This window comes from Nocardia sp. CA-107356 (assembly GCF_050946365.1).
Lineage (GTDB): Bacteria > Actinomycetota > Actinomycetes > Mycobacteriales > Mycobacteriaceae > Nocardia.
The window spans coordinates 8,572,114-8,597,964 of record NZ_CP191992.1 but is presented as its reverse complement, the minus strand read 5'-3'; the positions used below and the strand labels follow the sequence as shown (position 1 = coordinate 8,597,964).

The following is a 25,851-nucleotide window of genomic DNA, read 5'->3' as shown; positions in this document are numbered from 1 at the left end:
AGCGAATCAGCAGATCGAGGAGTCCGCTGCTACGGAGTGCCACCCACGAAATCGTCGGCGAGGTTGTCCCACATCCCAACCCAGTAGTTGCGGTCGTCCCTCATCGCCACGGGGTCGCGGCTGGTCGACTGGTGCCACCGGTCCGCCAGGAGGTCCTCGCCGATGCGATGGTCAACCTCGGCCAGCTCCAGCACGGTGGTCTGGAAAACTCCCAGGAACCACACGAACAGGGCAATGTCGGAATTGACCGGCAGACGGTCGGACGGATCCCGCTCCCATAGGAAGAACACCCGATCGGTGGCCACCTCTACAGCTACGCCGCATCCAGGGTCGATATCCTCGGCCACCACGATGTACTCGCGGTCTTCCCGTTGAAAGGAAAGCCGCAGGTCCCGGACGGGGATGAGGCCCGCCGACTCGACCGTCTCGACGGCCGGTAGGCCCACGGTCGAGAGGAATTCGCGGGTCGGCACCGACAGCCGTGGGCTGACCAGTTCTGCTGGAAGCGGCTGGAGTTGATCGCCCCAGATGCGACGGACCTCCTCCGCGGTGACGTTGCCGACACCGCTCTGGCCGTTATCCCTTGTCATCCTCGTCAATTCTCTCCATGTGAACTGCCGGATCCCCCTCGAGCGCGACCTTACTTCGATCGCTACTGACAAAACCCGAGTCACGGACCACCGCCGAAAGCCGAACATGCCGAGTCATCGGGGACATTACCGAGGGCGGTGTGCCGCGGAATTCACCGCGCTGTCAGAGAATGGAGGCGGTCCTTTGATCACGCGCCTGGTCCGATGGGAGCCGCCGCTATGCACGATGACCGTCGGTTGGTCGAGAACCGCCTCGGGCGGGTCCTCACAGAGCGGATCGCTCCCGCGATCTACCCCGAGTCGGTGCCGCTGACGGCGTCCATCTGGGTTGCGCCGGATGAGCCGGTGCCGGTCGCCGAGGGCTTGGCCGCGCCACGGACGCCAGTCGAATCCGGCGCCAAGTGGGGCGCACCGTGGGGAACCAGCTGGCTGACCGTCGAGGGGACGGTGCCTGCCGCGTGGGCGGGTAAGACCGTCGAGGCGCTCATCGACCTCGGCTTCGACCAGAACATGACGGGGTTCCAGTGTGAGGGGCTGGTCTATCGGCCGGACGGATCGCCGGTCAAGGGTCTGCATCCGCGTAACCAGTGGGTGCGTGTGGCGTCATCGGCGGTCGGCGGCGAGCATGTGGTGTTGCACGTCGAGGCGGCTTCGAATCCGATCATTCCCTTCTTCGCCCCGACCGCCCTCGGCGACAAGTCCACCGCCGGTGCCGAGCCGCAGTACCGGTTGGGCCGACTGGATCTGGCGGTCTTCGACGAAGAGGTCTGGCAACTGGTGCTGGATCTGGAGGTGCTCGGCGAGCTGATGCACGAGATGCCCGAGGATCCCGCCCGCCGCTACGACATCGTGCGTGCGATCGAGCGCGCGCTGGACGCCGTCGATCCGCAGCACGTGAACGACACCGCCGCGGCGGCGCGCGCGTGTTTGGTCGATGTGCTCGCCGAGCCAGCGGTGCCGTCCGCGCACAAGATTTCCGCGGTTGGGCACGCGCACATCGACTCGGCATGGCTGTGGCCGCTGCGCGAGACGGTGCGCAAGGTCGCGCGCACCACCGCGAATATGACGGCGCTGCTGGCCGAGGAGCCCGAGTTCATCTATGCGATGTCCCAGGCCGCGCAATACGACTTCATCAAGCGGCACCGCCCCGAGGTCTACGCGCGGGTCGAGCAGGCGGTGTCGGAGGGACGGTTCGTGCCGACCGGCGGCATGTGGGTGGAGTCGGATACGAATATGCCGGGCTCCGAGGCGATGGCGCGGCAGTTCGTGCACGGCAAGCGGTTCTTCCTGGAGGAGTTCGGTATCGAGAACCAGGAGGCATGGCTGCCCGACACGTTCGGATTCGCCGCCGGGATGCCGCAGATCATCAAGGCCGCCGGGTCCAAATGGCTACTGACACAAAAGCTCTCCTGGAGCCAGCTCAACCAGTTTCCGCACCACACCTTCCTGTGGGAGGGCATCGACGGAACCCGGATCTTCACCCACTTTCCGCCGATCGACACCTACAACTGCTCGATGCACGGCCGTGAGATCGCGCACGCCGCAAGGAATTTCAAGGACAAGGGCCGCGCGTCGATGTCCCTGGCGCCGACCGGCTGGGGCGACGGCGGCGGTGGGACGACGCGGGAGATGATCGCGAAGGCCGCCAGGATGAAGAACCTCGAGGGGTCGCCGAAGGTGGTGTGGGACACCCCTGCCGACTTCTTCGCCAAGGCCGAGGCCGAATATCAGGACCCGCCGGTGTGGGTGGGGGAGCTGTACCTCGAATTGCATCGCGCCACGCTGACCAGTCAGTCGAAGACCAAGCAGGGCAACCGGCGCAGCGAGCACCTACTGCGAGAAGCCGAGCTGTGGTGCGCTACCGCGACGGTGCGGAAGAACCGCGAGTACCCCTACGCGGCGCTGGACCGGATCTGGAAGACGGTGCTGCTGCACCAGTTTCACGACATCCTGCCCGGCTCGTCGATCGCATGGGTGCACCGCGAAGCGCAGCAGACGTACGCGGCGGTGGCCGAGGAGCTGACCACGATCATCGAAGGCGCCCAATGGGTGCTCGGCGGTGAGCGGGTGGGGCCGAATGTGTTCAACTCGGCACCGCATATGTGGCAGTCGGTTCCGGCTGGTGCGGCGGCTCCCGCGGAGGCGGGTCACTCGTGCTCGGTGGCCGAGCGTGCGGGTGACGGATTTGTCCTCGACAACGGTCTGCTGCGGGTCGAAGTGGATGCACGCGGCCTCGTGGTGTCGGTATTCGACCTCGAGCATCAGCGCGAGACACTGCCGCCGGATTCGGCCGCGAACCTGCTGCAACTGCACCCGGATTACCCGAACGCTTGGGATGCTTGGGATGTCGACCTCTTCTACCGGAACCGGGTCACCAACCTCGTCGAAGCGGACTTCGTTGCGGCGGAATCGGATCCGTCGGTCGCGTCGGTGGTGCGGGTCGGCCGGTCGTTCGGGTCTTCCACGGTTGAGCAGACCCTGGTGCTGCGGGCGGGCGCACGAGCCCTGGACATCGATACCAGCGTCGACTGGTACGAGACCGAGAAGTTCCTCAAACTGGCCTTCCCCCTGGACATCCACGCCGACCGCTATGCCTCCGAGACCCAATTCGGGCATATGTTCCGGCCTACTCACACCAACACCAGTTGGGAGTATGCGAAGTTCGAAGCCTGCAACCATCGGTTCGTCCACTTCGCCGAGCCGGGCTGGGGTGTGGCGCTCGTCAACGATTCCACTTACGGCCACGACGTCACCCGCACGGTCCGGGCCGACGGCGGGACAACGACGACACTGCGGGTTTCGCTATTGCGGGCACCGCGATTTCCCGATCCGGACACCGACCACGGTGCACATCACTTCCGGCACTCGCTGATCCCGAGCGCCTCGATCGGGGATGCGGTGCGTGCGGGTTACCGCATCAACCTCCCGCAGTCGACCCCCGGTGTCGCCGAACCCGTCGAGCCACTGTTCACCATCGATAACGACGCCGTGGTGACCAGCTCTGTCAAGCTCGCGGACGACGGCAGCGGCGACGTCGTGCTGCGAGTCTACGAAGCGCACGGCGGCCGGGCCTCGGCGCTGGTAGCCGTCGACTTCGACAGCGCCGGATTTCAGGAGTGCGATCTGCTGGAACGGCCGCTGCAGGGGGACACCTCCGCCATCGCGGAGGGCGCGGGAGTTCGTTTGCGGCTGCGGCCTTTCCAGCTCGTCACGCTCCGGTTCGCCCGTTCCTCTGAATCCGGTGCCGGGTGAGTTCGGGATCTCGTCAGCGATAGACGACCGCACGCAGCGCGGCCAGTACGCGTCCGGTATTGGGGCCGAAGCCGAGCAGGACGCTGTCGGACATATCGATGATCCGTCCGGTGCGCCCGGCCGGAGTCTGTGCGATCCCGGGGAGTCGGAGCAGGCCGTCCGTGCCGCCGATCGAGGCGAGTCCGTCGGTCATGACCAGCAGGATGTCGGGGCGGGCCGCAATCAGGGCTTCGCTGGTGATGGTCACGAATGGCTCGGTGAGCCCGGCCGCTGTTCCGGCGTCTTCCCCACCGAGACCCGTGATCAGCGCATCCGCGCCGGAGCCCGGGCCAGCCAGCATGGTCAGCGCGGTTCCACGCAGGTACACGAATGCGATGCGTACCTTCGGGTTCGCGGTCGGGACCGCCGCTGTGGCGGCGGCGATCTCGGAGGTCGTGCGCTGGGCGAGTGCGACACCTTGGTCGTGGATGCCCAGCGCGTCCGCGATCGCCTGAATTTGCGGCCCGGTGCTGTTCAACGTCCGTGTCGGATCGAAGAAGACGATCGGCACGCCCGCAGCGCGCAGCTGTTCGAATTGCGCTGGCGTACCGGTGGTGGTGTCGGTCAGCAGCACGGTGGGTCGTAGTGCCAGCACGGCCTCGATGCTCATGGATTCACCGCTCGGGGTGACATCGGGTCGGTCGATGATCGCCGGGAGCTTTGCCGAGGTGCTGCGTCCGATGAGATGGCTGCCGAGGCCCAGTGCGTAGACGGTCTGCGCCAGTGTGCCGAACCGGTCCACCGCGATGATGCGACCGGCGTCGGACACCGTCACGTCCGTGCCGTCGAAACTGCGAACGGTGACCGGCAGCGTCGGGTGCGGGTCCGATGTAACCGGTTGCGGATCGAGGTCGGTGAGCTTTGCTGTGATATTGCCATGGCTGACAACGTCATTGGGGGCGGTGGCTGAACAAGCACCTAGCCCGAGGGTGACAGCGAGTCCGAGTATCAGGATTCCAACCCTGCCGCAGTTGAACACGATTTTCATCGTATCGGGCGGTCGCTCATACCCCGCTACTCAATTTTGGCGGTTGTTGAGCCGTATATTCTTTTCCCGCAAAGGTTTTCCGGTATTCATGCCCCGTTCACGAATGCACCCGGGCTCTCGTCGAGGTGTTTCAGTTCGTTCCTGCTGGAACAAGTTCGACGTATCGAAAGATGAATCCGAGGCGTCCTCGGTGAACCCGTGTTGAACGGCACGGAAATAGGTTAACTGGCAAGGTATTTCGCCGGAGTTCCGATGCTCTGTTTGCGACCGCTACGGTAACCACGAGTTGGACGGTGACATCGAGAAAGTGCAGCCGATGCGCAGCGGGCTGGCTCCGGCACGCCGTCCCGAGGACGAGCTGATTCACCTGTCACCAACATCAACCGAGTCCGACCCCTGCTACAGAAGCAACGGAGACCGCCATGCCCGCCCTGCCATGGACCCCCGGAACACACCAGCCTGCCGATGGCGACGAGCTGCACGTGCTCACGTCCCGGCTGCCGTTGCGCAACTATGCCGACGTGCCCCGGTTTCTGTACTGGACGCTGCGGATCCGCAGCCAGCTGCAGTCCGCACCCGGATGCGTCGGGTTCGCGCTGGACGCGAAGCTGATCACCAAAACCTTCTGGACCCTGTCCGCATGGTCGGATAAGGCGGCCATGGACCACTTCGCCCACAGTGGCACCCACGCGAACATGCTCGCCGATATGAAAGGCCGGATCGGCGACCCGAATTTCGTCGAATCGGCGGCGGCCGCGGGGGATATACCGCTGTCCTGGGCCGACGCTCGGGCTCGGATCACCGAACACCGGCCCTGATGAATACCGAGCAGCAGATCCAGGAGTGATTATGGCTCAGACGATTCGTTTGGTCAGCGAGTTCTCCTTTCCCGCAGCACTTTTCCACAATGCGCAGGTCAGTACCGAGTACTGGCAGGCGCGGGTGGCCGAGTTGGATGGTCCGCACGCCGAGCTGTCGATCCACCGTGATGCGACCGGGGTGCTGGCGACGGTGTCCAAACCCGTCGCCCCGGAGCGCATTCCATCGCGACTGTCGAAGGTCTGGCCATCAGGGCTGCGACTGGACTACTCCGAGCACTGGTCGCCGCTGGTGGACGGGTTGGCCCGGGCGGAGGTTCGCGCCGATATCGCGGCGGTGAGCACGATGTCGGGTGCCTGCGAACTGCGCGATACGGCGGACGGCTGCGTCTGCGAATACGTGGTGACCGTCGACTCCGGAATCCCGATGGCGGGGCGGCTGATCGCCGGGGCCGTCGCCAAGAGCATCATCGAGGATTCCGGTGCGGTGGACGCCTTCACCGAGCGCTGGCTGACGGCGCGCGGGGAGGAGTTCCCCGATGGCCGGTGACTCGTTCGCGATGTGGACGAGACGGATGCGTCCTGGAGCGCCCGCCGAGCCCGTCCTGGTGTGCTTTCCGCCGGGTGGTGGCGCCGCCGGCGGCTACCGTGCGCTCGCGAACCACATCACCGATGGCGTCGCGGTCTACGCCGTCCAATATCCAGGCCGTCGTGACCGCATCGGCGAGGAGCCGATCGTCTCGCTGACCGAAATGGCCGACCACGTCGCCGCGGCGCTGGACCCACTACTGGGCTGTGAGTTGGCCTTCTTCGGTCACAGCATGGGCGCCACCATCGCCTTCGAGACTGCTCGCCGTCTCGAAGCACAGGGGCGTGGCCCGACCACATTGTTCGTATCGGGTCGGACCGCTCCATCCGAACCGCGCACCGACCAGGTGATCGACACCGACGATGCCACCTTGATCGCGGAATTGGAGCGCTTGGCCAACGATCCCGGGTCGGTGGCCATCCTGCGCACCAATTCGGCCCTCGCCGCCGCCGTCCTCCCGGCAGTCCGCAACGACTACCGCGCGATCGAGAACTACGTCTATATCCCCGGCGAACCATTGCACTGCCCGGTGGTCGGCCTGACCGGTATCGATGACCCGGTGGTCACACCGGCCCAGCTCGACCGTTGGCGCATCCACAGCACTGGGCCGTTCGATCTACACACCTTCCCCGGCGGCCATTTCTATCTCGACACCCAGCCCGCCGAAATAGCGCGCGTAGTGAACAGCCACATCTGAGAGCCGTTGTCGGGCATCCGTATTCGCAACTGCTCGCCCCAGGTTGCCGATCACCCACACCACAGCCGCGACCAATGTCCAACCGGCTGCTCCGGGAAGGGATTTCGGGCCGGGCCGATCCTGCCTCGACGGTCGAGAGGAATGCCGAACCGACATATGCGAGGTCAGCGCCTGCGGCCTGGGCGGCGAGGATGGAACGACCGTGGGCGATCGCGCCGGACAGCAGCACCGGCCCGTCGAACCACTCACGGATCTCCTGAACGAGCGCCAGCGGCGACGGGGTGCCGCCGTGGCCGTCGGCGGTGAAGGTCTCGCCTACTTCGGGGATCGTGACGGGCACTTCTATGAGTTCATGGTGGCGACCTCGCTTATCTCCGAGGCTGAAACCGCATAAGTAAACTAACGCCGGATTTCTCCGCGATGCTGCCCGTTGCTATGCCTCCTGAAGGCTATCGAAGGCCTTCACGACCCTTTCGGCAGCGCTACGAGCACTTGCCGGATTGGCTCCAGTAATTACCCCGCCGGCAGTAATGGAGTAGTCGTCGAACGGGTGCATGGGAGAGCTGTAGTCGGCCCCCACGTCGCTCACTGCTTCGACGACGGGGATCACCTTATCGGATGTGAGTTTCTCGAGGACATTCAAAGCAACCTCACCCTCGACTGTAAATCCCGTCACGGTTTTCCCTTCGATAACCGAATTGCCGGTCTCGGAGTCGATTATCTTGGGCAGGATCACCGGTCCATGACATATAGCGGCGACGATACCTCCCCGAGTCCAGACGTCTTCGCCGACAGCCTGAAGCCCTCGAGCGCTCGGATAATCATAGAGCGCCGCATGCCCCGCAGAAGCGAAGAACAACCCGTATTCCTCTTTTCTCAGGTCGGATGCCTTCCGCAACTGCGAATTCAACTTTACATTGAACGGATGCTCCGGGTTATCGAAGACTACCTTATCGTCACCCGTCAAAAATCGATCGGTCAGCGAGAGATCGTCTAAACCGAATGTGCCTGTTTCTGTGGCAAGATCCACTTCGAAACCGACCTGCGTGAACACTTCGAATGGATGTAGAGCTTCGGTATAGAAGAGGCCGGTTTTTGTGCCATCCGGATAGATTACGCCGTGGTAGCTACTAATGGCGATCAGTGCCTTGCGTGGAATATTCTCAGGCATGGTTCACCTCTTCGCTAGATTTTTGTACCGGCGGCCCCTTGGCCGGCCGGTATCGCGCAGAGCGTCACTGGATGCGGACATCATGAGTAATTCCTGACTTATGCCTACCACCGACGTCGGCGCGGCACCAGCAAAGCCGCACGTGGCAGACCAGGGATCACCACTGGTGCGACGCGGTGGCCGCAGCGCGAGGCTGGAACTCGACAGCGATACACCGATCCGAGGAGGAAACCGTGACCAGTGCGGACATCCGCAGTGACCAGACCACCCGGGACGCGAGCGTCGGTCGGGTCGACGTGACGCTCGGCGCTCGAGGTGCCGACGCCGGTCGGCCGCGCAGCAACGATCCCGCAGCAACGTCGTTCGCGTCGGTGAGCGACCTGGTGCAGGCGTTGAAGCGTGCGGCGATCGCCCATGGCGAGCACGAGAAGCGCACCGGTGGTGAGTACGACAAGGACTGGCCGGGCTGGTACGCCGCCTACATGGTGGCCGAGCAAACCGGTGCAGAGCTGCCGGTATGACCCGAAACATCAAGCCATTCGAATACTGACCCGAGACGTCAACCACTCGACTGAGGAGCATCACAACATGTCCACGATCCACATCACGAAGACCACCACCGCGACGGCGGAGCAGTTCGTCGCCGGGCTCACCGACTTCGGGCCGGGGCGCTCGAAGCTGTTCGGCAACAGCGCCGACGAGTACCTCCAGGTGCACAACCGGGGCCCCGACCACGCCGACGTGACAGAAGGTTCCGGTGGGATCTGGGAGCGCCTGGACTACGACTGGTCCGACCTCAACCACGTCGTTCTCGAGACGATCGTCTCCAATGTATGGGGCGGCCGGTCCGGTTACACCTACACCTTCACCCGGCAGCCGGACGGGATGACCGCGGTGGACGTGGTCATCGTGCGCGAAGGCCGGAATCTCCGGGGACGGCTGCTCGGCCTTGTGCTCGGCACCGTCGGCAGGGGCGTGCTGGTGAAGGCGTTCGAGAAGAGCCTGCGGGCCATCGAATCCCGCAATGAGCAGGTCGACGCGGCCGGATTGTCGCCGACGACTTGATGGTCACGGCGGTCGATCCGGTCGTATCGTTGGAGGATGGCCGCCCGCCAGAAACCGGCCTTGACGGGGCGCGCTCGGGAGCGACAGGAACTCGATCGCCTGCTGGGCAGGCTTCGGGGTGGCCAGAGCGGTGTGCTCGTCATCCGGGGTCAGGCGGGGGTGGGCAAGACTGCGCTCCTGCACTACTGCGCAAGTCGGGCGACCGGCTGCCGCGTGATCGAGATCGCTGGCGTGGAGTCCGAGCTGGAGCTGCCGTTCGCGGCGCTGCATCAGCTCTGCGGGCCGGTGATCGGTCGAGCAGTCAGGCTGCCGGAGCCGCAGCAGCGAGCCTTGGCGGTTGCCTTCGGGTTGACGGCCGGATCGGCGCCAGACCGATTGGTGCTGGGTTTGGGCGTGTTGGGCCTGCTGGCCGGGTCGGCCAGCGAGCGTCCGCTGGTGTGTCTCGTCGATGACGCCCAGTGGTTGGACGACGCATCTGCTCAGGTTCTCGGGTTCGTCGGGCGACGTCTGCTGGCCGAGTCGGTGCTGCTGCTGTGCGCGATTCGAGAGCCTGCCGACGATCGGTTGCTCGCCGACATACCGGCCATGACTCTCGAGGGCCTCTCCGACGCGGACGCCCGGGCTCTGCTCGCGGCCACGATCCCCGGTCGGCTCGACGAGCAGGTTCGTGACCGGCTGATCGGGGAGACCCGCGGCAATCCCCTCGCCCTGCTGGAGCTGCCCAGGGAGATGAGCCGGGCAGAGCTGGCCGGTGGCTTCGCCGCGCAGACTTCGGGCCCCCGATCGGACCCCCTCGACAGACAGCTCGAGGACCACTACGTGCGCCGAATACAGGCACTCCCCGAACAGACACGGCGGCTGATGGTGTTGGCCGCGGCAGATCCCACGGGAGATGCCGCACGGCTGTGGCGCGCCGCGGAGACGCTGGATGTCCACCCCGACGCGATAGCAGCGGCGGACCTCGAACAGCTACTCGACGTCGGCTCCCGGGTGTGGTTCCGGCATCCGCTCGTGCGCTCGGCGGCATCCGCGGCGGCGACGCCGGAGGCACGCCGTGCCGCGCATCTGGCGCTGGCCGCTGCGACGGATCCCGACGGCGATCCCGAGCGCCGGGTGTGGCATCTGGCTGCGGCGGCCACTGGCCGGGACGAAGATATCGCCGCCGAGCTCGAGCACACCGCGGACAGGGCTCAGGCCAGAGGAGGATTGCCTGCTGCTGCGGCATTCCTGCAGCGCGCGGCAGCTCTGACGCCCGATCCCGGGCGACGCGCCGAGCGAGCCCTCGCGGCCGCGCATGCCAGCCTGCATGCGGGTGCCTTCGACGCCGCGCTGGGAGCGCTTGCTACGGCCGCGGCCTTCGCCGTGGACGATCTCCAGCGTGCCCGAGTGGACCTGCTCAGCGGACAGATCAACCGGGCGGCCAGCTCCGGACGCGCAGCGCCCGTTCTGCTGCGCCGCGCCGCCGAGCAGCTCGAGCCGTTGGATGCCGGGCTCGCGCGAGAGACCTACATCGAGGCTTGGGGCGCGGCGCACGTCGCCGATCGTCTTGCCCAACCCGGCGGCCGGCTACTCGACGTCTCGCTCGCGGCGAGGTCGGCACCACAACGGCCGCAAGGCGCACAGTTGCCCCGCGACCTGCTCCTCGACGGTCTGGCGACGCTGTTTATCGATGGACATGTGGCGGCTGCGCCGACGCTGCGGCGAGCAGTGGACGCCTTCCTCGGCGACCAGCCGTCCGCCGAGCAGTGGCTGCACTGGGGAGTTCTGGCCGCGGTGGCGGCGCTTGCGCTGTGGGACTCCGACAGCTGGGCGAAGGTGAGCGCTCGCCACGTCCAACTCGCTCGTGCCTCGGGTGCGCTGGCCCCGTTGGCCAGCGCGCTGAACATGTACCGAGTGACTGCCGTCAGGTGCGGTGACCTCGAGGCGGCCACGTCGCTCGGTGTCGAGGAGGACATCGTCAAAGACGTGACCGGGACGCGGAGGGCCTCGTACGGCGCACTGTTCCACGCCGCCTATCGGGGCCGCGCGGAGGAAGCATCATCGCTGTTCGCCGCCATAGTCAGGGATTCCATGGATCGTGGAGAGGGACTCGGCTCGCTCATGGCCAATTGGGCGACCGCGGTCCTGCACAACGGCCTCGGGCACTACGGACAGGCATTGGCTGCGGCGAAGCATGCGGTCGAGGAGAGCGACGGGCCCTTCACCGCGCTGGTACTTCCCGAGTTGGTCGAGGCCGCCGTCCGAAGCGGCGAGACAGCGGCGGCGAGTGATGCGCTGGAGGCAATAGCGGCGACATCGGTCGAGGGCGGCGACTGGGGGTCGGGCACCGTGGCAATGTGCCGTGCGTTGCTCGGTGGTGGACCGGTGGCCGAAGGTCATTATGCCGAGGCGATCGGGCGGCTCGGCCGCACTCGGTTGCGACCGGACATCGCTCGTGCCCGGTTGCTCTACGGTGAGTGGCTGCGCCGCGAGGGCAGGCGGGTGGACGCACGGCACGAACTGCGCGCCGCCCACGATATGTTCGTCCAGATGGGTGCCGACGGATTCGCCGAGCGAGCCCGCAGAGAGCTGCTCGCGACCGGGGAGAAGGTCCGCAAGCGCAGGGCCGATACCAAAGACGAGCTGACCCCACAGGAGGAGTACATCGCTCGGCTGGCGCGGGACGGACGCACCAACAACGAGATCGGTGCGGAGCTGTTCATCAGCGACCGCACCGTCGAATGGCACCTCCGCAAGGTTTTCGGCAAACTCGGGATCACCTCGCGCAAGGGCCTTCGGGATGCCTTGCCGCGGGGCCGAAACATGGTCGCGTTGTAGCCGTCGCAGACCTGATCCAGCTGATCGCTGCCCAGCCGAGGCCCGCTGCCATCGTCGATGTGCCGACGGAGGCCGAGCGGCGGATCGGCCGAGATTTTCCACTTTCGGACCCGACGGCCATCCGCTGCCCCTGGCTGCTTCCTTTTCCTTATCTTCGGGGCGGCTGTCGCCGTCCGCGTGCTCCGGCGCAGAATATGGCCGACGCGTATCCCCCGAGCGGCTCGCCTGACAGTGAGGGGCGGGGAGCTGGCGATGATCCTGCTGCGCCGCTACATGGGGGCTATCGGCGCTGCTGTTATCGGCCGCGGCGACATGCCCCTATTCAACGGTACGATATCCAGTGGGACGTTAGGAGGCTCATGCGGTTCAGGGTGGGTGGTTACCACGGTGTTCGTGGTCGTGGTGTTGATGTTCGGCGTGCGCGAGGTGACGCCGAACTACCGAGCAAGTCGGACGAAAGCGCCACCCGTGCGGCGGGGCCGTGGGTGCGGCAGCCGATGAGGCTACGTGCGTGGGTGTTGCGGGTCGCAGGCGAGGTTGCGTCGGCGGCGATGGCGTTGATGATGGCGGCCGGGGCGGCTGCCGCGGCGCCGCCGACGTCTGGTCCGGATCTCGGCCCGCCGGGCGGATACCACGCTCCCGCCGAGGACGCCGGTTTCGCGGTCCGGCCGGTCGTCACTCGGATCGAGCCGATCACCGACCGTTGGCTGCGGGTCTTCGTACAGTCACCGGCGATGAACCGGGCCGTGCAGGTGCAGGTGCTGGTACCGGCCGACCGCAGCCGGCCGCGACCTACCCTGTACATGCTCGACGGACGCGGTGCTCCCGAAGATGCCAGCAGTTGGACCGAGCACGGCCGTGCCGTGGAGTTCTTCGCCGACAAGAACATCAACGTCGTGCTGACGACCGGAGGGCCGGCCAACCTCTACGCCGACTGGCAACGCCAGGACCCCGTCCTGGGTACCAACAAGTGGGAGACCTTCCTCACTCGCGAACTGCCCCCGCTGATCGACGCACAGTTCGAGGGCAACGGACGCAACGCGATCGAGGGAGTCTCCATGGGCGCCGAGGCCGCGATGATGCTCACCGTCCGCAATCCGGGCCTGTATCGGGCGGTGGCCGCGCACAGCGGCTGCTACACCGTCGCCTCTGAACCAGGCCAGGCCCAAGCCCGCGGGATTGTGAAAACCTACGGCGGCAACCCGGACAACATGTTCGGGCCCCCGGGCGATCCGGACTGGCTCGCACATGACGTCATGGCCCACGCGGCAGCCTTGCGCGGCAGCGCGGTCTATCTGTCCAGCGGCAGCGGGATTCCCGGCGAACACGACACTCCCGACCAGGCCGACCTCTCCGACACCCTCACCATCGGCGGACCACTGGAAGCCGGCGCCTACGCCTGCGCCCTGGCTCTCGCCGACCAGCTCACACGACTGCAGATTCCCGCGACAGTCAACCTGCGGCCCACCGGCACCCATTCCTGGCCGTACTGGGCCGACGAACTGGCCCGGTCCTGGCCGACCATCGCCCACACACTCGACATCAACAGCTGACTTTCGATCGTCGGCAACGGCAACCCGGGGTTCCGGTAGAGAGCCGACGAGCCGGACCGCCCGGCGCGGCGGTGAAGTCGCGCCGCGCGAGATCCGGTAGTTCGGCGGCATCACCGGCGATCGTGGTGATCGGCCGCCACGGGCGCGGCTGGCGCCGCACCGGGTCGAGCTCACGCATGACCGTGCCGGGGTCCACGGTCGTGCCGGCCGGCCGTGGATGCGCGGATACCCGGAGGTGCCGTCGGAATGCTCGAAGCGGAACCGGATTTCGGCTTCGACATCTGGGACTCACCGGCACATGGACCCGAACTGACTGCGCCACTGGAGGTTTCAACAGCGGACAGGCGTTCTCGGCCGGGCCGGTGATGTCCAGTACACCTTCGAGCGGGCGAGTCACCGGGTCAATAGTCGGATGGCCGTAACAGCTGCACGCTTTGAACGGCTCCAGATAGTGCGCCACACCGTGCACGCCGAAGCCGCGGCCAATTCATGGGCGGTGGCAATGTATTCGGTAGGAGATCTCTGCGGACCCACCTACCATGAGCCGGACTGTGCTGTCGGTGCCGCCCCGTTCGGGGCCGCGGTGAACAGGCGGCACGCTACTGCGGGTGCTCCTCGAATCCGGTTGTCAGCGGATGTGTTTCGCCGGTCATGGCTGAAAGGGCTGGACTTCGCCCGTCGGGACGTCATCGATTGGTCGTTCGTGTCGAGTGTTTCTGCTGAGTGTCGATTGCTTCGATGTTCTGGTCTGCGATGCCCACGGGGTTTACCGTTGATGCCAGTTACTTGCAGATAGATCTCCCGGAGGAGTTTCGATGCACATTCCTGACGGGTATCTATCGCCGGCGACTTGCGCAGTGGGTTACGTGGTGGCCGTTCCGATGGCTGCGGTGGCGGCGCAGCGGGTCGAGAAGGTCGTCAAGACCCGGCAGGTCCCCACGCTGGCGATGCTGTCAGCGGTGTCGTTTCTGGTGATGATGTTCAACATCCCGATTCCGGACGGCACTACCGCACACGCGGTGGGCGGTGCGTTGATCGCGGTGCTATTGGGGCCGTGGGCCGCATTGATAGCCGTGGCCGTCGCGCTGGCCTTCCAAGCACTGTTGTTCGGTGACGGCGGTGTACTTGCCTTCGGGGTCAACGTGTTCAACATGGGCGTGGTGTTGCCGTTCGTCGCCTACGGGATCTATCGACTGCTCACCAGGGGGAGCACCCTGACCTCGTGGCGCCGGGTAGCCGCTGCCGCGGTCGGCGGCTACGTCGGCCTCAACGCCGCAGCGATCTGTGTCGGCATCGAACTCGGCATACAGCCCGATCTGTTCCATGATGCCTCGGGCACACCGCTGTATTCGCCCTACCATCTTTCGCAAACGTTGCCCGCGATGCTGCTTGCCCACCTGCTGATCGCGGGGATCGCCGAGGCCGCGCTGGCCGGTGGCGTCGTGGCGTACTTGCAACGGGCCAATATCCCGCTGCTGCAGGTCAACAATCCGGGAGTGCCGGTCGATGCGGCAGACAACACGGCGCCGAAACCGAAACTGCTCCCTGGCGCGGTAGCGCTGTCGGTGATGGCGGTGCTGGTGCTTTTGACGCCGCTGGGTCTGCTGGCGCCGGGCGGCGCCTTCGGCGAAGATTCGCCAGAAGACCTGGATCTGGGCGAGCTCGGTCTCAGCGCGGTGCCGACGGGGCTGGCGAAGTACGCCGGGTTCTGGAACCACACATTGCTGGGCGACTACGGATTCGCCCATGGTTCCCATCCCAATATCGGCTACCTGGTGTCGGCCGCAGTCGGGATCATCGTCGTCGGAGCGGCGGTCTACCTCATCGCTTTCGGTCTGCGTGCGCTCGGCTCGCGGGGTTCGACCCAGGCACGGACCGAACCGGCGCGCAGCTCGGCCGAGACCGGCTCATGACCGCGACGGCGTCCACCGATCCGCGTCCGGTATCCGCCCCGGACTGGTTGCTCACTCGTGATGTCGCGTTGTGCCCGTGCGGGTGTATCGGTAAGCGCCGCAAGGGGTCCTATATCGAGAAGACGCTCACTGGCGGTGCGGATCTGTTGCGGCAGGTGATGTTCAGCGATGACACTTCCGCCCAGAACGGTTTGCTGCAACGCATCGATGCCCGGGTCAAAATCGTCACACTGTTCGGGTTGCTGCTGGTCGGGGCGTTCCTGCACACCATCGCAGCGCTGATGGTGTTGTACGTCGCGACGCTGATCCTGGCCGCGTGTAGTGCGCTGCCGGTCGGCTTCTTCATCAAGCGGGTGTGGCTGTTCGTCCCGATTTTCACCGGGATCGTGCTGATTCCCGCGACGCTGAGTGTGGTCACCGACGGCGAGGTGATCGTGACTCTGTGGCATTGGCACGGCCGAGCCGAGGGCATCACCCGGCAAGGTCTGATGTCGGCGCTGCTGGTCGTGGCTCGGGTGGCGTCCTCGATCAGTTCGGTCGTGCTGTTGACGCTGACCACGCCATGGACGCGGCTGCTGGCGTCACTGCGCACTCTTGGTGCCCCGCGCATGTTCATCCTGATCATCGGGATGGCCTATCGCTACTTGTTCCTGTTGCTCGCCACGGTCACCGACATGTACGAGGCGCGCAAAGCCCGCACAGTCGGTGCCGAGAAGCACGATAAGCACGCGCGTCGGTTCGTATTCGCCACCGCTGGCGCGATGATCGGTAAGTCGATGGCGATGTCGGAAGAGGTGCATCAGGCGATGGTCGCGCGCGGCTATCGTGGTGATGCGAAAGTCCTTGCCCCGCCGCGGCCGTCGCGGATCGACCTGTTCTACGCCGTCGCTGTCGCGGTGTTCGGCGCGGCACTGTTGGTGGGTGAGCATGTCATCACCCGGTGAGAAGTCCGAGTCCTGTCATCTGCCCGCCGGCGGGGGGCCCGTCCTCGAGTGCGCGGACCTGCGATATCGCTATCTCGGGAAGTTCGAAGCTCTCTCCGGTGTATCACTGAAGGTTTCAGCGGGGGAGAAGGTCGCGCTGATCGGTGCGAATGGTTGTGGCAAGTCGACGCTGCTGAAGATATTGGACGGCTTGGTATTTCCCGAGAGCGGGACCTATATCGCGTTCGGCGAGCCCGTCACCGAGGACGCTTTGGAAGACGAGCAGATGAACATGGGCTTCCGGTCGCGGATGGGCTTCGTGTTTCAGAACAGCGACGCGCAGGTGTTCTCGCCGACGGTGCGTGACGAGCTGGCATTCGGTCCGCTGCAACTCGGTCTGGACCGCGGCGAAGCCGCGGCCCGGGTCGAGGATGTCCTTGCCCTGCTCGGCATTGCCGATATCGCCGACCGTGCGCCGTTCCAACTCTCGGGAGGACAGAAGAAGCGTGTCGCGATCGGCACTGTCCTGGTGATGAACCCGGAAGTGTTGCTGTTCGACGAGCCGACCGCCGCGCTCGATCCACGTACGAGCGAGTGGTTGACCGAGCTGATCGAGGACCTCGCCGGAGCGGGTAAAACGATTGTGCTGGCCACCCATGACCTCGACAGCTTGGATCGACTCGCCGATCGGTGCATCGTTTTCGGCGAGGACCACACGATTCTTGCCGAGGCGACGCCGGCCGCCGCCCTCGCCGACCGCGAGCTATTGCTCGAAGCCAATCTCATACACGCGCGCACCGGACTGCCGGTTCAGGAGCCCGGATGACCGCCCGGTCCGGCTCAGTCGTGGATGTGTGAGTGATCGTCGAGTAGATCGCTTTGATGCACATGGCGATGCGAATGTTGGGTTCCGTCGTCATGTGTATGGGTGTGTTCGTGTTCGAGATGGTCGTGCTCGTGTGCGCTGTGGGCGTGGGTATGGGTCAGCGTGCCGTGACTGTGTGCGTGGGCATGGGGCTCGACGTGGGAGTGTTCGTCGGTCATATCCCAGTTCCTTTTCTGTATCGAGTGAGTTCTACGGCAATGCATGCATACCAGCACGTCGCGGTGCTGTCCGGGATGCCCGGACCGGCATGTTCGGCGCTGTAGACCGCGTCGGCGGGTACCAGTCGACGCACGTGGTCGATTCCGAGCCGCTGGATCACCCGAGTGCCCTCGTGGCAGGTCCACACGAGTTGCGACAACCGCGGTTTCGCCAGATGTCGAGACATCGACGGTGCTGGCTCACCGACAGTTCGGCATCGACCAGAGCCCGCAGGATCTGAACTCGCGTCGAATCGTCGAGCAACCCGAACACCACCGGGGTTGATCAGCAGGCAACCGCCTTGCCCGATTATCTGCATTCATACGCAGATAGTAGCGTTATGAGGGGTATGTGTTCCGTGGCGAACGAGGTGCACCATGAACGAGGTCGACTATTCGGCGACAACTGCCTCGCAGTTCGTGGGCGACATCGACACCGGGCCGATGTCCACCGCGGATACGTCCAGCGACCCAGCGGTCGAGCATGCACGATCGATCCTGCGTAGTCACGGGTTGCGATGCACCGCACCGCGTTTGGCGGTGATGTCGGTGTTGACCGGTGATCCCTCCGGAGGACACCTCAACGCACAGGAGATCGTCACACGACTCACCGAGCGACGGGAAATCGTCGACCTGACCACGGTGTATCGCACGCTCGCGCGGATGGTCGAGATCGGCGCCCTGCACGTGCTCACCGTCGGGGAAAGGGCCGCGAGCTATGGGCTGACTGTGCGACCCCACCATCATGCCGTCTGCACGCGGTGCGCGGCGGTGATCGAAGTCCCCGCCGAACGACTGGCAACCGCGCTGGACCACGCCAGTCGTGGCAGCCGGTTCGAACTCGCTACTACCGCTGGACTGACCCTGCACGGACTGTGTCCAGCCTGCCAACAGGCTGTGCGATAGCCGAACCGGCGGGCCGATATCGCTGGTCGGGGCTACGCGAGGGCTGCGCGTGGTCGTGGGACTGCGGCCCACGACTGGTTGGTGCGTGACAGCGGCGGTTGCCGATTCTGGGCGAATATCCGTGCTCATGGCGCGACCGACGGATGTGCCGGGTCGCCAAGCGGTCGGGGAAGTCTTTTCGCTCCGAACCGGACCAAATGGTTTGGTCTCGGGGTCGTCGCGTTTATGCTGGGGCCTCGAACCGCGTCGACCGGGGAGGATTCGGCGGCGATTATCGCAGGATGCGCGAAATACCTTACATTCGAGGAGGATTCGTGTGACGCCCAGCAAGCTTGATGCGTCGCGGGCGCGGTACTGGATCGGCCGGTGGGATCGCCAGCAGGAGCACTACATACCCGATCGCGAACAGCGGTTCGAGGTCATCGGTGACGTCCTGACCGAACTTGTCGACCGGATGGACCCGTTGATCGTCGACCTCGGTGTCGGGCCGGGAACGCTGTCGGACCGGCTGCTCACCCGCATGCCGGCCGCCACTATCGTCGGCGTGGACGCGGATCCACTCCTGCTGACGTTGGCCGAGATAACCCTTGGGTCACCGAGATTCCGTACGGTGAACGTCGATCTGCGCGAGTGCGATTGGTTCGACAGACTCCGATTGCCTCGAGCGCCCGATGCGTTCGTGAGCACCACCGCTCTGCATTGGATGAATCGCGAACCGGTCCGCGCGCTGATCCGGACTTGCGCGGGGACGCTCGCACCCGGCGGTCTGTTCATCGACGGGGACCATCTCTACGAGGGGGCGACGGGCCCGCGACTGGACGCATTGGGCAAAGCCATGACCGCCCGCCGGGCTCAGCGGATGGGAACCGCGAGCATGGAGGATTGGGAGGCGTGGTGGGCCGCGGTCGACCGTGCTCCCGAACTCGCCGACCTTGTGCGCCTGCGGGACGGGGGATCGGCCGACTACGTTCACGACCGGCCCACCGTCCACGATTACATCGCCTTCGCGTACGAGGCGGGCTTCGCCGAAGCCGGAATCGTGTGGCAGTACGGCGACGACCGCGTGGTGGTCGGGATACGATGACCGACCGGGGGCAGCCAGGTCACGACTCGCCGGAGGCAACAAGCCGAACGCCGGTCATGGTCAGTGCTCGGCGGTGAGATCAGTCGGTAATGCGCGTCGCCCGATCCGGCAGGATCCCGGCCCGGACGAGTTCCTCGTAGATCCGCTGCTGCTCATCGTCGAGATTCGAGTACAGCATGTCGTACGCCAGATCTTCCTCGGCGAGCACCGCGACCGGATCCCAGTCGTCACCGAGCGCCGCGACGACGGCGCTGCGCCGTCGTGCCTCGTCCAGCGTGAGGTCGTAAGCAAAATTGTGGTCGGCCATTTCGGCATCTCCAACCGGGTTCTTCCAAAGACGAATTGACGACAATGCCCAACCACGCCTTCTCGGGCAATGACCTGCATCACGTTCTGTGGTTGGACTTCGTCACATTCGATGCCCGTGCGCGGACTGGACCGCGGAGCACATGCACTGCTCGGGGCAGGCGGGGCCGACGCGTCGAGTGCTTTCCTCGACTCCTGGCAGCACCGCCTGACCACGCGCAGCCGCAACCTGTCTCCGGCGCGGGTTGCGATAAATCGCCAGGGGTAGTGGCGAATTAGATGGCGACGCAGGCGGATCCGGAATTGATGCCGATGCCGACATCAACGGGCTGCCTGATCTGAGCCGACGCGTTCGGCTGGACGGCGTAGATGTAGGTGATCTTCGTCGAGGACGGAATCCATGTCGCCTTCGCGACGCCGCCGGAAGGCTTCGCCTCGGCGAATCCGCTGGGCCCCTGCCCCTCCTCGAAGAAGTAGACCGTCTGGCTGTCGTCGTCCACCGCCACGGTCACGGTGTACGAACAGGTCGTTCCGTACCGGTGTGTGCCGAGGGTGAACGCGGGCGCGATCGCGATGCTGGTGACGGTCGCTGCGGCCGGCGGCGCGGTCAATGCGGTCATGCTCGCGACGACGCCGAGTGCGGCCGCACCCGCAACGATGCGTTTCGCCTTGGGCGACTGGGGAATTCGTGTCATGGTGTATCGATCTCCTGTCTGTCCGGAATCGGTTGGGCGGGCCGGGCTGCCGTCAGCCGAGGGTGAAAGCCGCAGTGCCCGCGAGGTGCTCCATCTCCCGGCCGTCCTCATAGGTGGTGACGATCGACGCCTCCACCCGCCCGGCCCCCGGCGCCGTGCCCATGCCGACGATCACCCCGTCCGTGGCATTGATGACGCCGTTCTCGTCGACGCGATGCGACTGTCCGTCGCTGTACCCCGAATCGAGATTGCGCCAGCGAACTGCCACCCGGTAGGCCCCGCAGAACTGTCCGGTCTGCGTGATCTTCACCCGGACACCGAACTGACCGGACTGTGCCTGAGGCACGGTCTCACCATTGATGATCGCGGCGCAATTGCCACCCGGGACCCGGGTCAGAGTCGGACTGAACTGAACCACCGGATCGGTCGGAATGGCGGCAGCGGGCCCACCGATCCCGACCAGCGTGGCCACCGCAACCGCGGTCATGACACCGGCTCGCGCCGAGAACTGTTGAACCTTCCGCCTTTTCGATCTCATGGTCCATTCTTCGGATGATCCTCAGAGACCGTTAGCAACACCAGCGGCCCCCAAAACTAGGGGCAGGCAGCGTGTGTCGTCCGATGTGAATCTCAGCCTCGAACGTACGGCGACAACCGCCGCAGATCCCGATCGCTCACGCACCCTCAACGGGCAAGGCAATCAAGAAGTTTCAGTTCGATATGACTTCCACGCGCCACGTCGGTCGACTGAAAGCCAACCGCTACATCGCAGCGTAAAGTGCTGTCTGCGTTCCGCATTCGACTCTGCTGGACATGACTTGCTGTCTGGCCGACCGGGATTGGCGAGACCGCGACGTTATTGGTAGCACTCATCTCTGGAAGGACGCATGTTCACCACCACCGAATCCGAGCTGGACGATCTGTATGCGGCCATTGAGAAATCCGCGCGGGTAGTGGACGTTCCCTGCGCGCGAGACACTGTCTGGCCCAGCCTAACCGCATACGGCACGATGCTCACGCATTCCGTGATCTCTTTCAGAGTGGTCACCGACGCCCGCCGCTCGGGAGACCTCGACTACCGTTTTTTGACGCTGCCGAGGGATATCGACCCTTACAACATCGCCCTTTCCAACAAACTGATTCCCGAGACCGATCATCCGGTTGGCGCTCTGCTGGACCAGGTCCGGAAACAGTGCCCCATCGACAGCTACGGGATCGACATCGGAGTAGTCGGTGGCTTCAAAAAAATCTGGCCGTTCTTTCCTGCCGATGGTGTGCAAAAGGTGTCGGAGCTTGCCGCACTCCCGTCCATGCCGCCCGGTCTCGGCGACCACGCCCGCATGTTCGCACGTCACGGCTTGGAGGACAAAGTCGGCTTGCTCGGCATCGACTACCACGACAAGACGATGAACGTGTATTTCCCCGGACTGCCGGCCGACTGTTTCGAACCCCGCGCCATCGTGTCGCTGCACCGAGAAGCCGGATTTCCGGACCCGAGCGATCAATTCCTCTCGCTCACCGAGAAGGCATTCGATATATACGCCACCTTCAGCTGGGAATCTCCTCGGATCGAGCGCCTCTGCTTCCCCGTGATAACACCGGACCCGACAACCCTGCCAGTGCGGATCGACCCGCGCTTCGAGCAACTCGTCGACAAAGTTCCGTTCAGCACGAACGACCGTCGATTCACCTATGCCGCCACCTCGTCGCCGCAGGGAGAGTCCTACAAATTCAGTTGGTTCTACCAATGGCAACCCAGAATACTGGACAAGATGAAGACGTCCGATTCATAGAATTGCCAATAGGGCGTTCTCCGTGCCAACAGAAGCAATCCCGCCACTGCTCTCCTGCAGCCCGTCGATGGCGGTGTGATCGGAAAAGCTGGACGGCCTGCGTCGAACGACGCCAATGCTGATCCTGGCGGCGATGTCGTCGGCGATCCGGTAGATCGCATGCACCGGCATGCCGCTTCCTACCTGTCGTCTTTGTCCCGGCCGTCTTCGAAGACGAAGAGTGGTTTGGTGCCATGTGCGGGTGTTTCGGCGAGCGAGATGGCTTCGGCGAAGCGTTCGAGCGGGAACGGCTGGCCTTGGGGGATGCTCAGCACTTCATCAGCGACGAGACTGCGAACCTGGGATAGCGCGTGCAGCGCATCTTCCGGTGAGGTAGTGCCGAACCAGCGGTTCAGCCAGAAGCCGCGGACTGCTTTGGTCTCGTAGATAACCGAGCGTGCCTGCAGCGGGATCGTCAGCGCTGCCGGGTCGGTCTGCCGATGGGTAGAGAGCGCGCCGTAGACCACGACCTGTCCTCCCGGAGCCAATGCCTGGGATACCTGGGCACCCACGCGGCCCGCGACACAGTCGATGGCCTTGCGCACGCCGGCCGGTCCTGCTGTCTCGGCCACACGCTGCAACAGGTCCTCGTCCTCAGTGCAAATGACCTCGTCACCACCGAGCGCCTTGATCTCCGCAACGGCATCGCGCCGCCGCACGACATTGATCGTGCGAATACCCAGATGCCTGGACAGCTGAATGACGAGCCGCCCGACGGTGGAACCCGCGGCCGTCTGCAACAACCATTCACCCGGCTGTACGTCGAGTTCGCGAGTCACGAGGAGTAGCGCGGTCAACGGGTTGACGGCGAGTTGACAGGCGGTGGAGTCGCTCAGATGGTCGGGGACCGGCAGGAGCCTTCGTATATCGGCAACGAGGTATTCCTGCCAAGTGCCGGCCACGTGGGGCCCGGGTACCGCCGGGACTGCAACGGTCACCACGCGCTCGCCGATCTTTGGTCCCTCGGTATCCGGGCCCAGGGCCTCGATACGGCCCACGCACTCCATATGCCCCCCAACAGTGGGAAACTCGGGGGAGAAACCATAGCGGCCACGCAGCACGTGCAGATCACTGGCGTGAATCGGAGTCGCCTTCACGCGGATCAATGCCTGACCGGCTTTTGGCGTGGGAACAGGTCGGGATTCCAGCCGCAGGACATCGGTGGGCTCGCCGATCCTGCCAGCTACGAGCGCGCGCATGGATTGAGGCATGAGTGACCTCTCGTCTCTCAGCGCCCGACGAACTCGGCGGGCGTTCTGGACAAGAACGATGCTGGTGCCGGCATCCTCGTCGGCGCCCAGGCTCCGGACCCTTCCTTCTCAATGGAAACCGGCCCGCGCGCAGAGTGTCATCGGCGTCGGGCCCCTCTAGGCTTTTATCCACTCGCTCAATATGACCATGTCATGGCTGCTCTGTAGTTGACCGCCGGACCGAGTCAGTCCATTAGCGCTAATGTATTGGTCATGATGGTACGGCCGGCACCCGGGCTCGGTGAACTCCTCCGTTACGTCGGCGAGTTGGTCGATCGGGGAGCTGGGGAGGTGTACGACTCCTTGGGGATGTCGTATCGACCGCGGTACACGCCCGTCCTGCGGGCGATGAGCCTCGGCGCCACGACCGTCACCGACATCACGGCCCTGACCCACGTCACGCAGGGTGCCATCAGTCAGTCCGTCGGGTTGATGGTTGCCGACGGTCTGGTCGTGCGGGAGCAGCTGCCGGACGGCCGCAAGAGCGGTATACGTCTGACGGGCAGGGGCCGTGAGCTCGTCGAGCTGCTGAAGCCGCACTGGGAGGTCACCTTCGCGGCGATCGTCGGTCTGGAACAGGAGGTCGGGTTCCCGCTGCGGCGAGTCCTCGGCGATGTCGCGACCGCGCTGGAGAGCAAGGGCTTCGCTGCGAGGATCCAGGAGGCGCGGCAGTGGCGAGATGAGCAGGGCACACCGCTGTCAGCGGACGCGACGCCGGTGCAGAACTGGTTCGATCGCGGAGGGCAGGCATACGCGCGTTTTCGTCCCGAGTATCCGGCTCGACTCTCGATGTTCCTCGCGTCGCTGGCTCCGTCCGCGGATCTCGCGGTCGACATCGGGTGCGGCAGTGGGCAACTGACCGCGCAGCTCGCTGCGTATTTCGATACCACGATCGGGGTCGATCCCAGCGGCGAACAGATCGAGAACGCGCGGCCGCGGGAGCGGATCCGTTACCTGCGGGCATCCGCCGAGGATCTGCCGGTCCCGGATCGCAGTGCGTCGCTGGTCACCGCGGCCCAGGCAGCGCACTGGTTCGACCGACCGGCGTTCTACTCCGAGGTCCGCCGGATCGCGGTCGACAACGCGGTGATCGCGTTGATCAGCTACGGGGTGATGCAACTCGAACCCGACCTCGACGAACGGTTCGAACGCTTCTACCGCAGCGAGATCGGACCGTACTGGCCACCGGAACGCAAGCTCGTCGAGAGCGGGTATGCCGATATCGACTTCCCATTCGACGAGTATCCGGCGCCGCCGATGCAGATCAGGAAAGACTGGGATCTGCACGAGCTCCTGGGCTACCTGTCGACTTGGTCGGCGGTTCGCCGGGTCGAGGAAGCCGGCAAAACCGAAGTCCTGCAAGCATTTGCGGCGGACCTGACCGACCTGTGGGGCGATCCCACGACAACACGGCAGGTCAGCTGGCCTGTCAACATGCGATTGGGGATCACATGACAACGCCGCAACGAGCACCCGCGCTACCGTCGGGTTTGACACACCGCGAGACCATGATCGTCGCCGCAGGCCACACCGTCCCTCGGGTGGCGCCGCAGTGGCCGGGCTTCGTGGACATGCCGCCCGTGTTCGCGACCGCGATGATGATCGGATTCATCGAGCAGACCTGCATCACCGCGTTGCGGCCGTACCTGTCCGATGGCCAGCGGACAGTCGGTACCCATGTCGATGTCGGTCACGTCGCCGCGACGCCGGAAGGCATGGCCGTCACCGCGACCGTCACACTGGTCGAGGTCGACGGTCGAAACCTGCGCTTCGATGTGTCCTGCCATGACGAATCGGGTCTGATCGGCGCGGGAACTCACCGTCGAGCTGTTGTCGACTTCGATACCTTCATGAGGCGCGTGGCCGACAAGACGGCACATTCACGCGCACCCGCGGTGCGCATCGTCCGCGACGGGACCGACCAGTCCTGAGAACTGGCCGTTCACGCAATCTGCTGCGGCGAAAGTAGGAACCGTTCGCGAATTCGACGGCATCCGGCTATCCGGTGCTCGGCGCCGACGCGGAACGACTGTCGCCGTTCATCCGCACCCAGATCGGCATCGACGTCCACTACAACCTTCCACCGCCCGACCTCGGTGGCACCCATCGGAAGTTACGCGATCCCGACCCGGGATCTACCAGCACCGCAACACCGTCGAGGGCGGCTTCGGTCGCCTCGAACAATGGCGCTGCGTGGCCACGAGGTAGGACAACGCCACACCTTCCTCGGCGGCGCCCGCCTCGACAGCTCGATAATGCTGGTAGGCAACGCAATCCGAG

25 protein-coding genes and 1 pseudogene are annotated in these 25,851 nt (G+C 65.1%); 16 read left to right on the top strand and 10 right to left on the bottom strand.

Annotation, left to right across the window (positions count from 1 at the left end; all coding sequences use genetic code 11):
• Positions 1 to 29: 29 nt before the first annotated feature.
• Positions 30 to 590, bottom strand: a complete 561-nt coding sequence (locus ACQP1G_RS38760; protein ID WP_433194645.1) for an SUKH-4 family immunity protein — start codon at positions 588 to 590, stop codon at positions 30 to 32.
• A 219-nt stretch (positions 591 to 809) separates the two neighbouring features.
• Between ACQP1G_RS38760 and ACQP1G_RS38755 the strand changes: the two genes are divergently transcribed.
• Complete coding sequence (locus tag ACQP1G_RS38755) at positions 810 to 3,842, top strand: alpha-mannosidase (protein ID WP_433194644.1); 3,033 nt, start codon at positions 810 to 812, stop codon at positions 3,840 to 3,842.
• A gap of 13 nt (positions 3,843 to 3,855) precedes the next feature.
• Here ACQP1G_RS38755 and ACQP1G_RS38750 read toward each other — a convergent pair whose 3' ends face one another.
• A complete protein-coding gene (locus ACQP1G_RS38750; RefSeq protein ID WP_433194643.1) occupies positions 3,856 to 4,860 on the bottom strand; it encodes a heme/hemin ABC transporter substrate-binding protein in 1,005 nt (334 codons plus the stop codon).
• 431 nt (positions 4,861 to 5,291) lie between these two features.
• Here ACQP1G_RS38750 and ACQP1G_RS38745 point away from each other — a divergent pair, with 431 nt between their 5' ends.
• Genes ACQP1G_RS38745 through ACQP1G_RS38735 form a run of 3 tightly spaced genes read left to right on the top strand, consistent with a single transcriptional unit; the run spans position 5,292 to position 6,973 of the window.
• Positions 5,292 to 5,687: a hypothetical protein gene (locus ACQP1G_RS38745; protein WP_433194642.1), complete on the top strand. Its 396-nt coding sequence runs from the start codon at positions 5,292 to 5,294 to the stop codon at positions 5,685 to 5,687.
• A gap of 31 nt (positions 5,688 to 5,718) precedes the next feature.
• The gene (locus tag ACQP1G_RS38740; protein ID WP_433194641.1) at positions 5,719 to 6,237 is read left to right on the top strand and encodes a DUF2505 domain-containing protein; all 519 of its coding nucleotides are present in this window, start codon (positions 5,719 to 5,721) and stop codon (positions 6,235 to 6,237) included.
• On the top strand, positions 6,227 to 6,973 hold the full coding sequence (locus tag ACQP1G_RS38735; RefSeq protein ID WP_433194640.1) for a thioesterase II family protein: 747 nt from the start codon (positions 6,227 to 6,229) through the stop codon (positions 6,971 to 6,973). The genes ACQP1G_RS38740 and ACQP1G_RS38735 overlap by 11 nt, the downstream gene beginning before the upstream one ends.
• A 115-nt stretch (positions 6,974 to 7,088) precedes the next feature.
• Here ACQP1G_RS38735 and ACQP1G_RS38730 read toward each other — a convergent pair.
• A pseudogene (locus ACQP1G_RS38730) lies at positions 7,089 to 7,274 on the bottom strand (nitronate monooxygenase); the annotation flags it as partial.
• Between the two features lie 132 nt (positions 7,275 to 7,406).
• Positions 7,407 to 8,144 (bottom strand): DJ-1/PfpI family protein, encoded by a 738-nt coding sequence (locus ACQP1G_RS38725; RefSeq protein WP_433194639.1) that lies wholly within the window; start codon positions 8,142 to 8,144, stop codon positions 7,407 to 7,409.
• A 233-nt stretch (positions 8,145 to 8,377) separates the two neighbouring features.
• Between ACQP1G_RS38725 and ACQP1G_RS38720 the strand changes: the two genes are divergently transcribed.
• The 7 genes from ACQP1G_RS38720 (at position 8,378) to ACQP1G_RS38690 (ending at position 17,241) form a co-directional block, all read left to right on the top strand.
• Positions 8,378 to 8,665, top strand: a complete 288-nt coding sequence (locus ACQP1G_RS38720) for a hypothetical protein (RefSeq protein ID WP_433194638.1) — start codon at positions 8,378 to 8,380, stop codon at positions 8,663 to 8,665.
• Positions 8,666 to 8,732: 67 nt separating this feature from the next.
• Positions 8,733 to 9,209 carry a hypothetical protein gene (locus ACQP1G_RS38715; protein WP_433194637.1) on the top strand — a complete coding sequence of 159 codons (477 nt, stop codon included), beginning with the start codon at positions 8,733 to 8,735 and terminating at the stop codon, positions 9,207 to 9,209.
• 36 nt (positions 9,210 to 9,245) lie between these two features.
• Positions 9,246 to 12,026 (top strand): AAA family ATPase, encoded by a 2,781-nt coding sequence (locus ACQP1G_RS38710; protein WP_433194636.1) that lies wholly within the window; start codon positions 9,246 to 9,248, stop codon positions 12,024 to 12,026.
• 359 nt (positions 12,027 to 12,385) lie between these two features.
• Positions 12,386 to 13,579 carry an alpha/beta hydrolase gene (locus tag ACQP1G_RS38705; protein WP_433194635.1) on the top strand — a complete coding sequence of 398 codons (1,194 nt, stop codon included), beginning with the start codon at positions 12,386 to 12,388 and terminating at the stop codon, positions 13,577 to 13,579.
• 815 nt (positions 13,580 to 14,394) lie between these two features.
• Positions 14,395 to 15,492, top strand: coding sequence for a cobalt transporter CbiM (gene cbiM, locus ACQP1G_RS38700; RefSeq protein WP_433194634.1), 1,098 nt, complete (start codon positions 14,395 to 14,397; stop codon positions 15,490 to 15,492).
• Positions 15,489 to 16,436, top strand: coding sequence for a cobalt ECF transporter T component CbiQ (cbiQ, locus tag ACQP1G_RS38695; RefSeq protein ID WP_433194633.1), 948 nt, complete (start codon positions 15,489 to 15,491; stop codon positions 16,434 to 16,436). Before cbiM ends, cbiQ begins: the two co-directional genes overlap by 4 nt.
• On the top strand, positions 16,420 to 17,241 hold the full coding sequence (locus ACQP1G_RS38690; protein WP_433209174.1) for an energy-coupling factor ABC transporter ATP-binding protein: 822 nt from the start codon (positions 16,420 to 16,422) through the stop codon (positions 17,239 to 17,241). The genes cbiQ and ACQP1G_RS38690 overlap by 17 nt, the downstream gene beginning before the upstream one ends.
• A gap of 14 nt (positions 17,242 to 17,255) precedes the next feature.
• Here the strand turns inward: ACQP1G_RS38690 and ACQP1G_RS38685 are convergent, their stop codons facing one another.
• The gene (locus ACQP1G_RS38685; RefSeq protein ID WP_433194632.1) at positions 17,256 to 17,459 is read right to left on the bottom strand and encodes a zinc transporter Slc39a7; all 204 of its coding nucleotides are present in this window, start codon (positions 17,457 to 17,459) and stop codon (positions 17,256 to 17,258) included.
• Positions 17,460 to 17,876: 417 nt separating this feature from the next.
• On the opposite strand from ACQP1G_RS38685, the gene ACQP1G_RS38680 reads away from it, so the two are divergent.
• Together ACQP1G_RS38680 and ACQP1G_RS38675 are read left to right on the top strand one after the other, a co-directional pair.
• On the top strand, positions 17,877 to 18,404 hold the full coding sequence (locus tag ACQP1G_RS38680; RefSeq protein ID WP_433194631.1) for a Fur family transcriptional regulator: 528 nt from the start codon (positions 17,877 to 17,879) through the stop codon (positions 18,402 to 18,404).
• Positions 18,405 to 18,720: 316 nt separating this feature from the next.
• On the top strand, positions 18,721 to 19,488 hold the full coding sequence (locus tag ACQP1G_RS38675) for a methyltransferase domain-containing protein (protein WP_433194630.1): 768 nt from the start codon (positions 18,721 to 18,723) through the stop codon (positions 19,486 to 19,488).
• A 79-nt stretch (positions 19,489 to 19,567) separates the two neighbouring features.
• On the opposite strand, the gene ACQP1G_RS38670 is transcribed toward ACQP1G_RS38675, so the two are convergent.
• The 3 genes from ACQP1G_RS38670 to ACQP1G_RS38660 form a co-directional block, all read right to left on the bottom strand.
• Positions 19,568 to 19,795 carry a DUF6400 family protein gene (locus tag ACQP1G_RS38670; protein WP_433194629.1) on the bottom strand — a complete coding sequence of 76 codons (228 nt, stop codon included), beginning with the start codon at positions 19,793 to 19,795 and terminating at the stop codon, positions 19,568 to 19,570.
• 274 nt (positions 19,796 to 20,069) lie between these two features.
• Positions 20,070 to 20,489: a hypothetical protein gene (locus tag ACQP1G_RS38665; protein ID WP_433194628.1), complete on the bottom strand. Its 420-nt coding sequence runs from the start codon at positions 20,487 to 20,489 to the stop codon at positions 20,070 to 20,072.
• Between the two features lie 52 nt (positions 20,490 to 20,541).
• Positions 20,542 to 20,976 (bottom strand): hypothetical protein, encoded by a 435-nt coding sequence (locus ACQP1G_RS38660; RefSeq protein WP_433194627.1) that lies wholly within the window; start codon positions 20,974 to 20,976, stop codon positions 20,542 to 20,544.
• Positions 20,977 to 21,376: 400 nt separating this feature from the next.
• Here ACQP1G_RS38660 and ACQP1G_RS38655 point away from each other — a divergent pair, with 400 nt between their 5' ends.
• Positions 21,377 to 22,282, top strand: coding sequence for an aromatic prenyltransferase (locus tag ACQP1G_RS38655; RefSeq protein ID WP_433194626.1), 906 nt, complete (start codon positions 21,377 to 21,379; stop codon positions 22,280 to 22,282).
• Here the strand turns inward: ACQP1G_RS38655 and ACQP1G_RS38650 are convergent.
• Both ACQP1G_RS38650 and ACQP1G_RS38645 read right to left on the bottom strand, forming a co-directional pair.
• Complete coding sequence (locus ACQP1G_RS38650) at positions 22,277 to 22,453, bottom strand: hypothetical protein (protein WP_433194625.1); 177 nt, start codon at positions 22,451 to 22,453, stop codon at positions 22,277 to 22,279. The genes ACQP1G_RS38655 and ACQP1G_RS38650 overlap by 6 nt on opposite strands.
• 8 nt (positions 22,454 to 22,461) lie before the next feature.
• Entirely contained in the window at positions 22,462 to 23,520 is a 1,059-nt protein-coding gene (locus ACQP1G_RS38645) for a zinc-dependent alcohol dehydrogenase family protein (protein ID WP_433194624.1), read from the bottom strand.
• Positions 23,521 to 23,784: 264 nt separating this feature from the next.
• Between ACQP1G_RS38645 and ACQP1G_RS38640 the strand changes: the two genes are divergently transcribed.
• Positions 23,785 to 25,026 carry a methyltransferase domain-containing protein gene (locus tag ACQP1G_RS38640; RefSeq protein ID WP_433194623.1) on the top strand — a complete coding sequence of 414 codons (1,242 nt, stop codon included), beginning with the start codon at positions 23,785 to 23,787 and terminating at the stop codon, positions 25,024 to 25,026.
• The gene (locus tag ACQP1G_RS38635) at positions 25,023 to 25,502 is read left to right on the top strand and encodes a thioesterase family protein (protein ID WP_433194622.1); all 480 of its coding nucleotides are present in this window, start codon (positions 25,023 to 25,025) and stop codon (positions 25,500 to 25,502) included. Before ACQP1G_RS38640 ends, ACQP1G_RS38635 begins: the two co-directional genes overlap by 4 nt.
• Positions 25,503 to 25,851 lie beyond the last annotated feature (349 nt).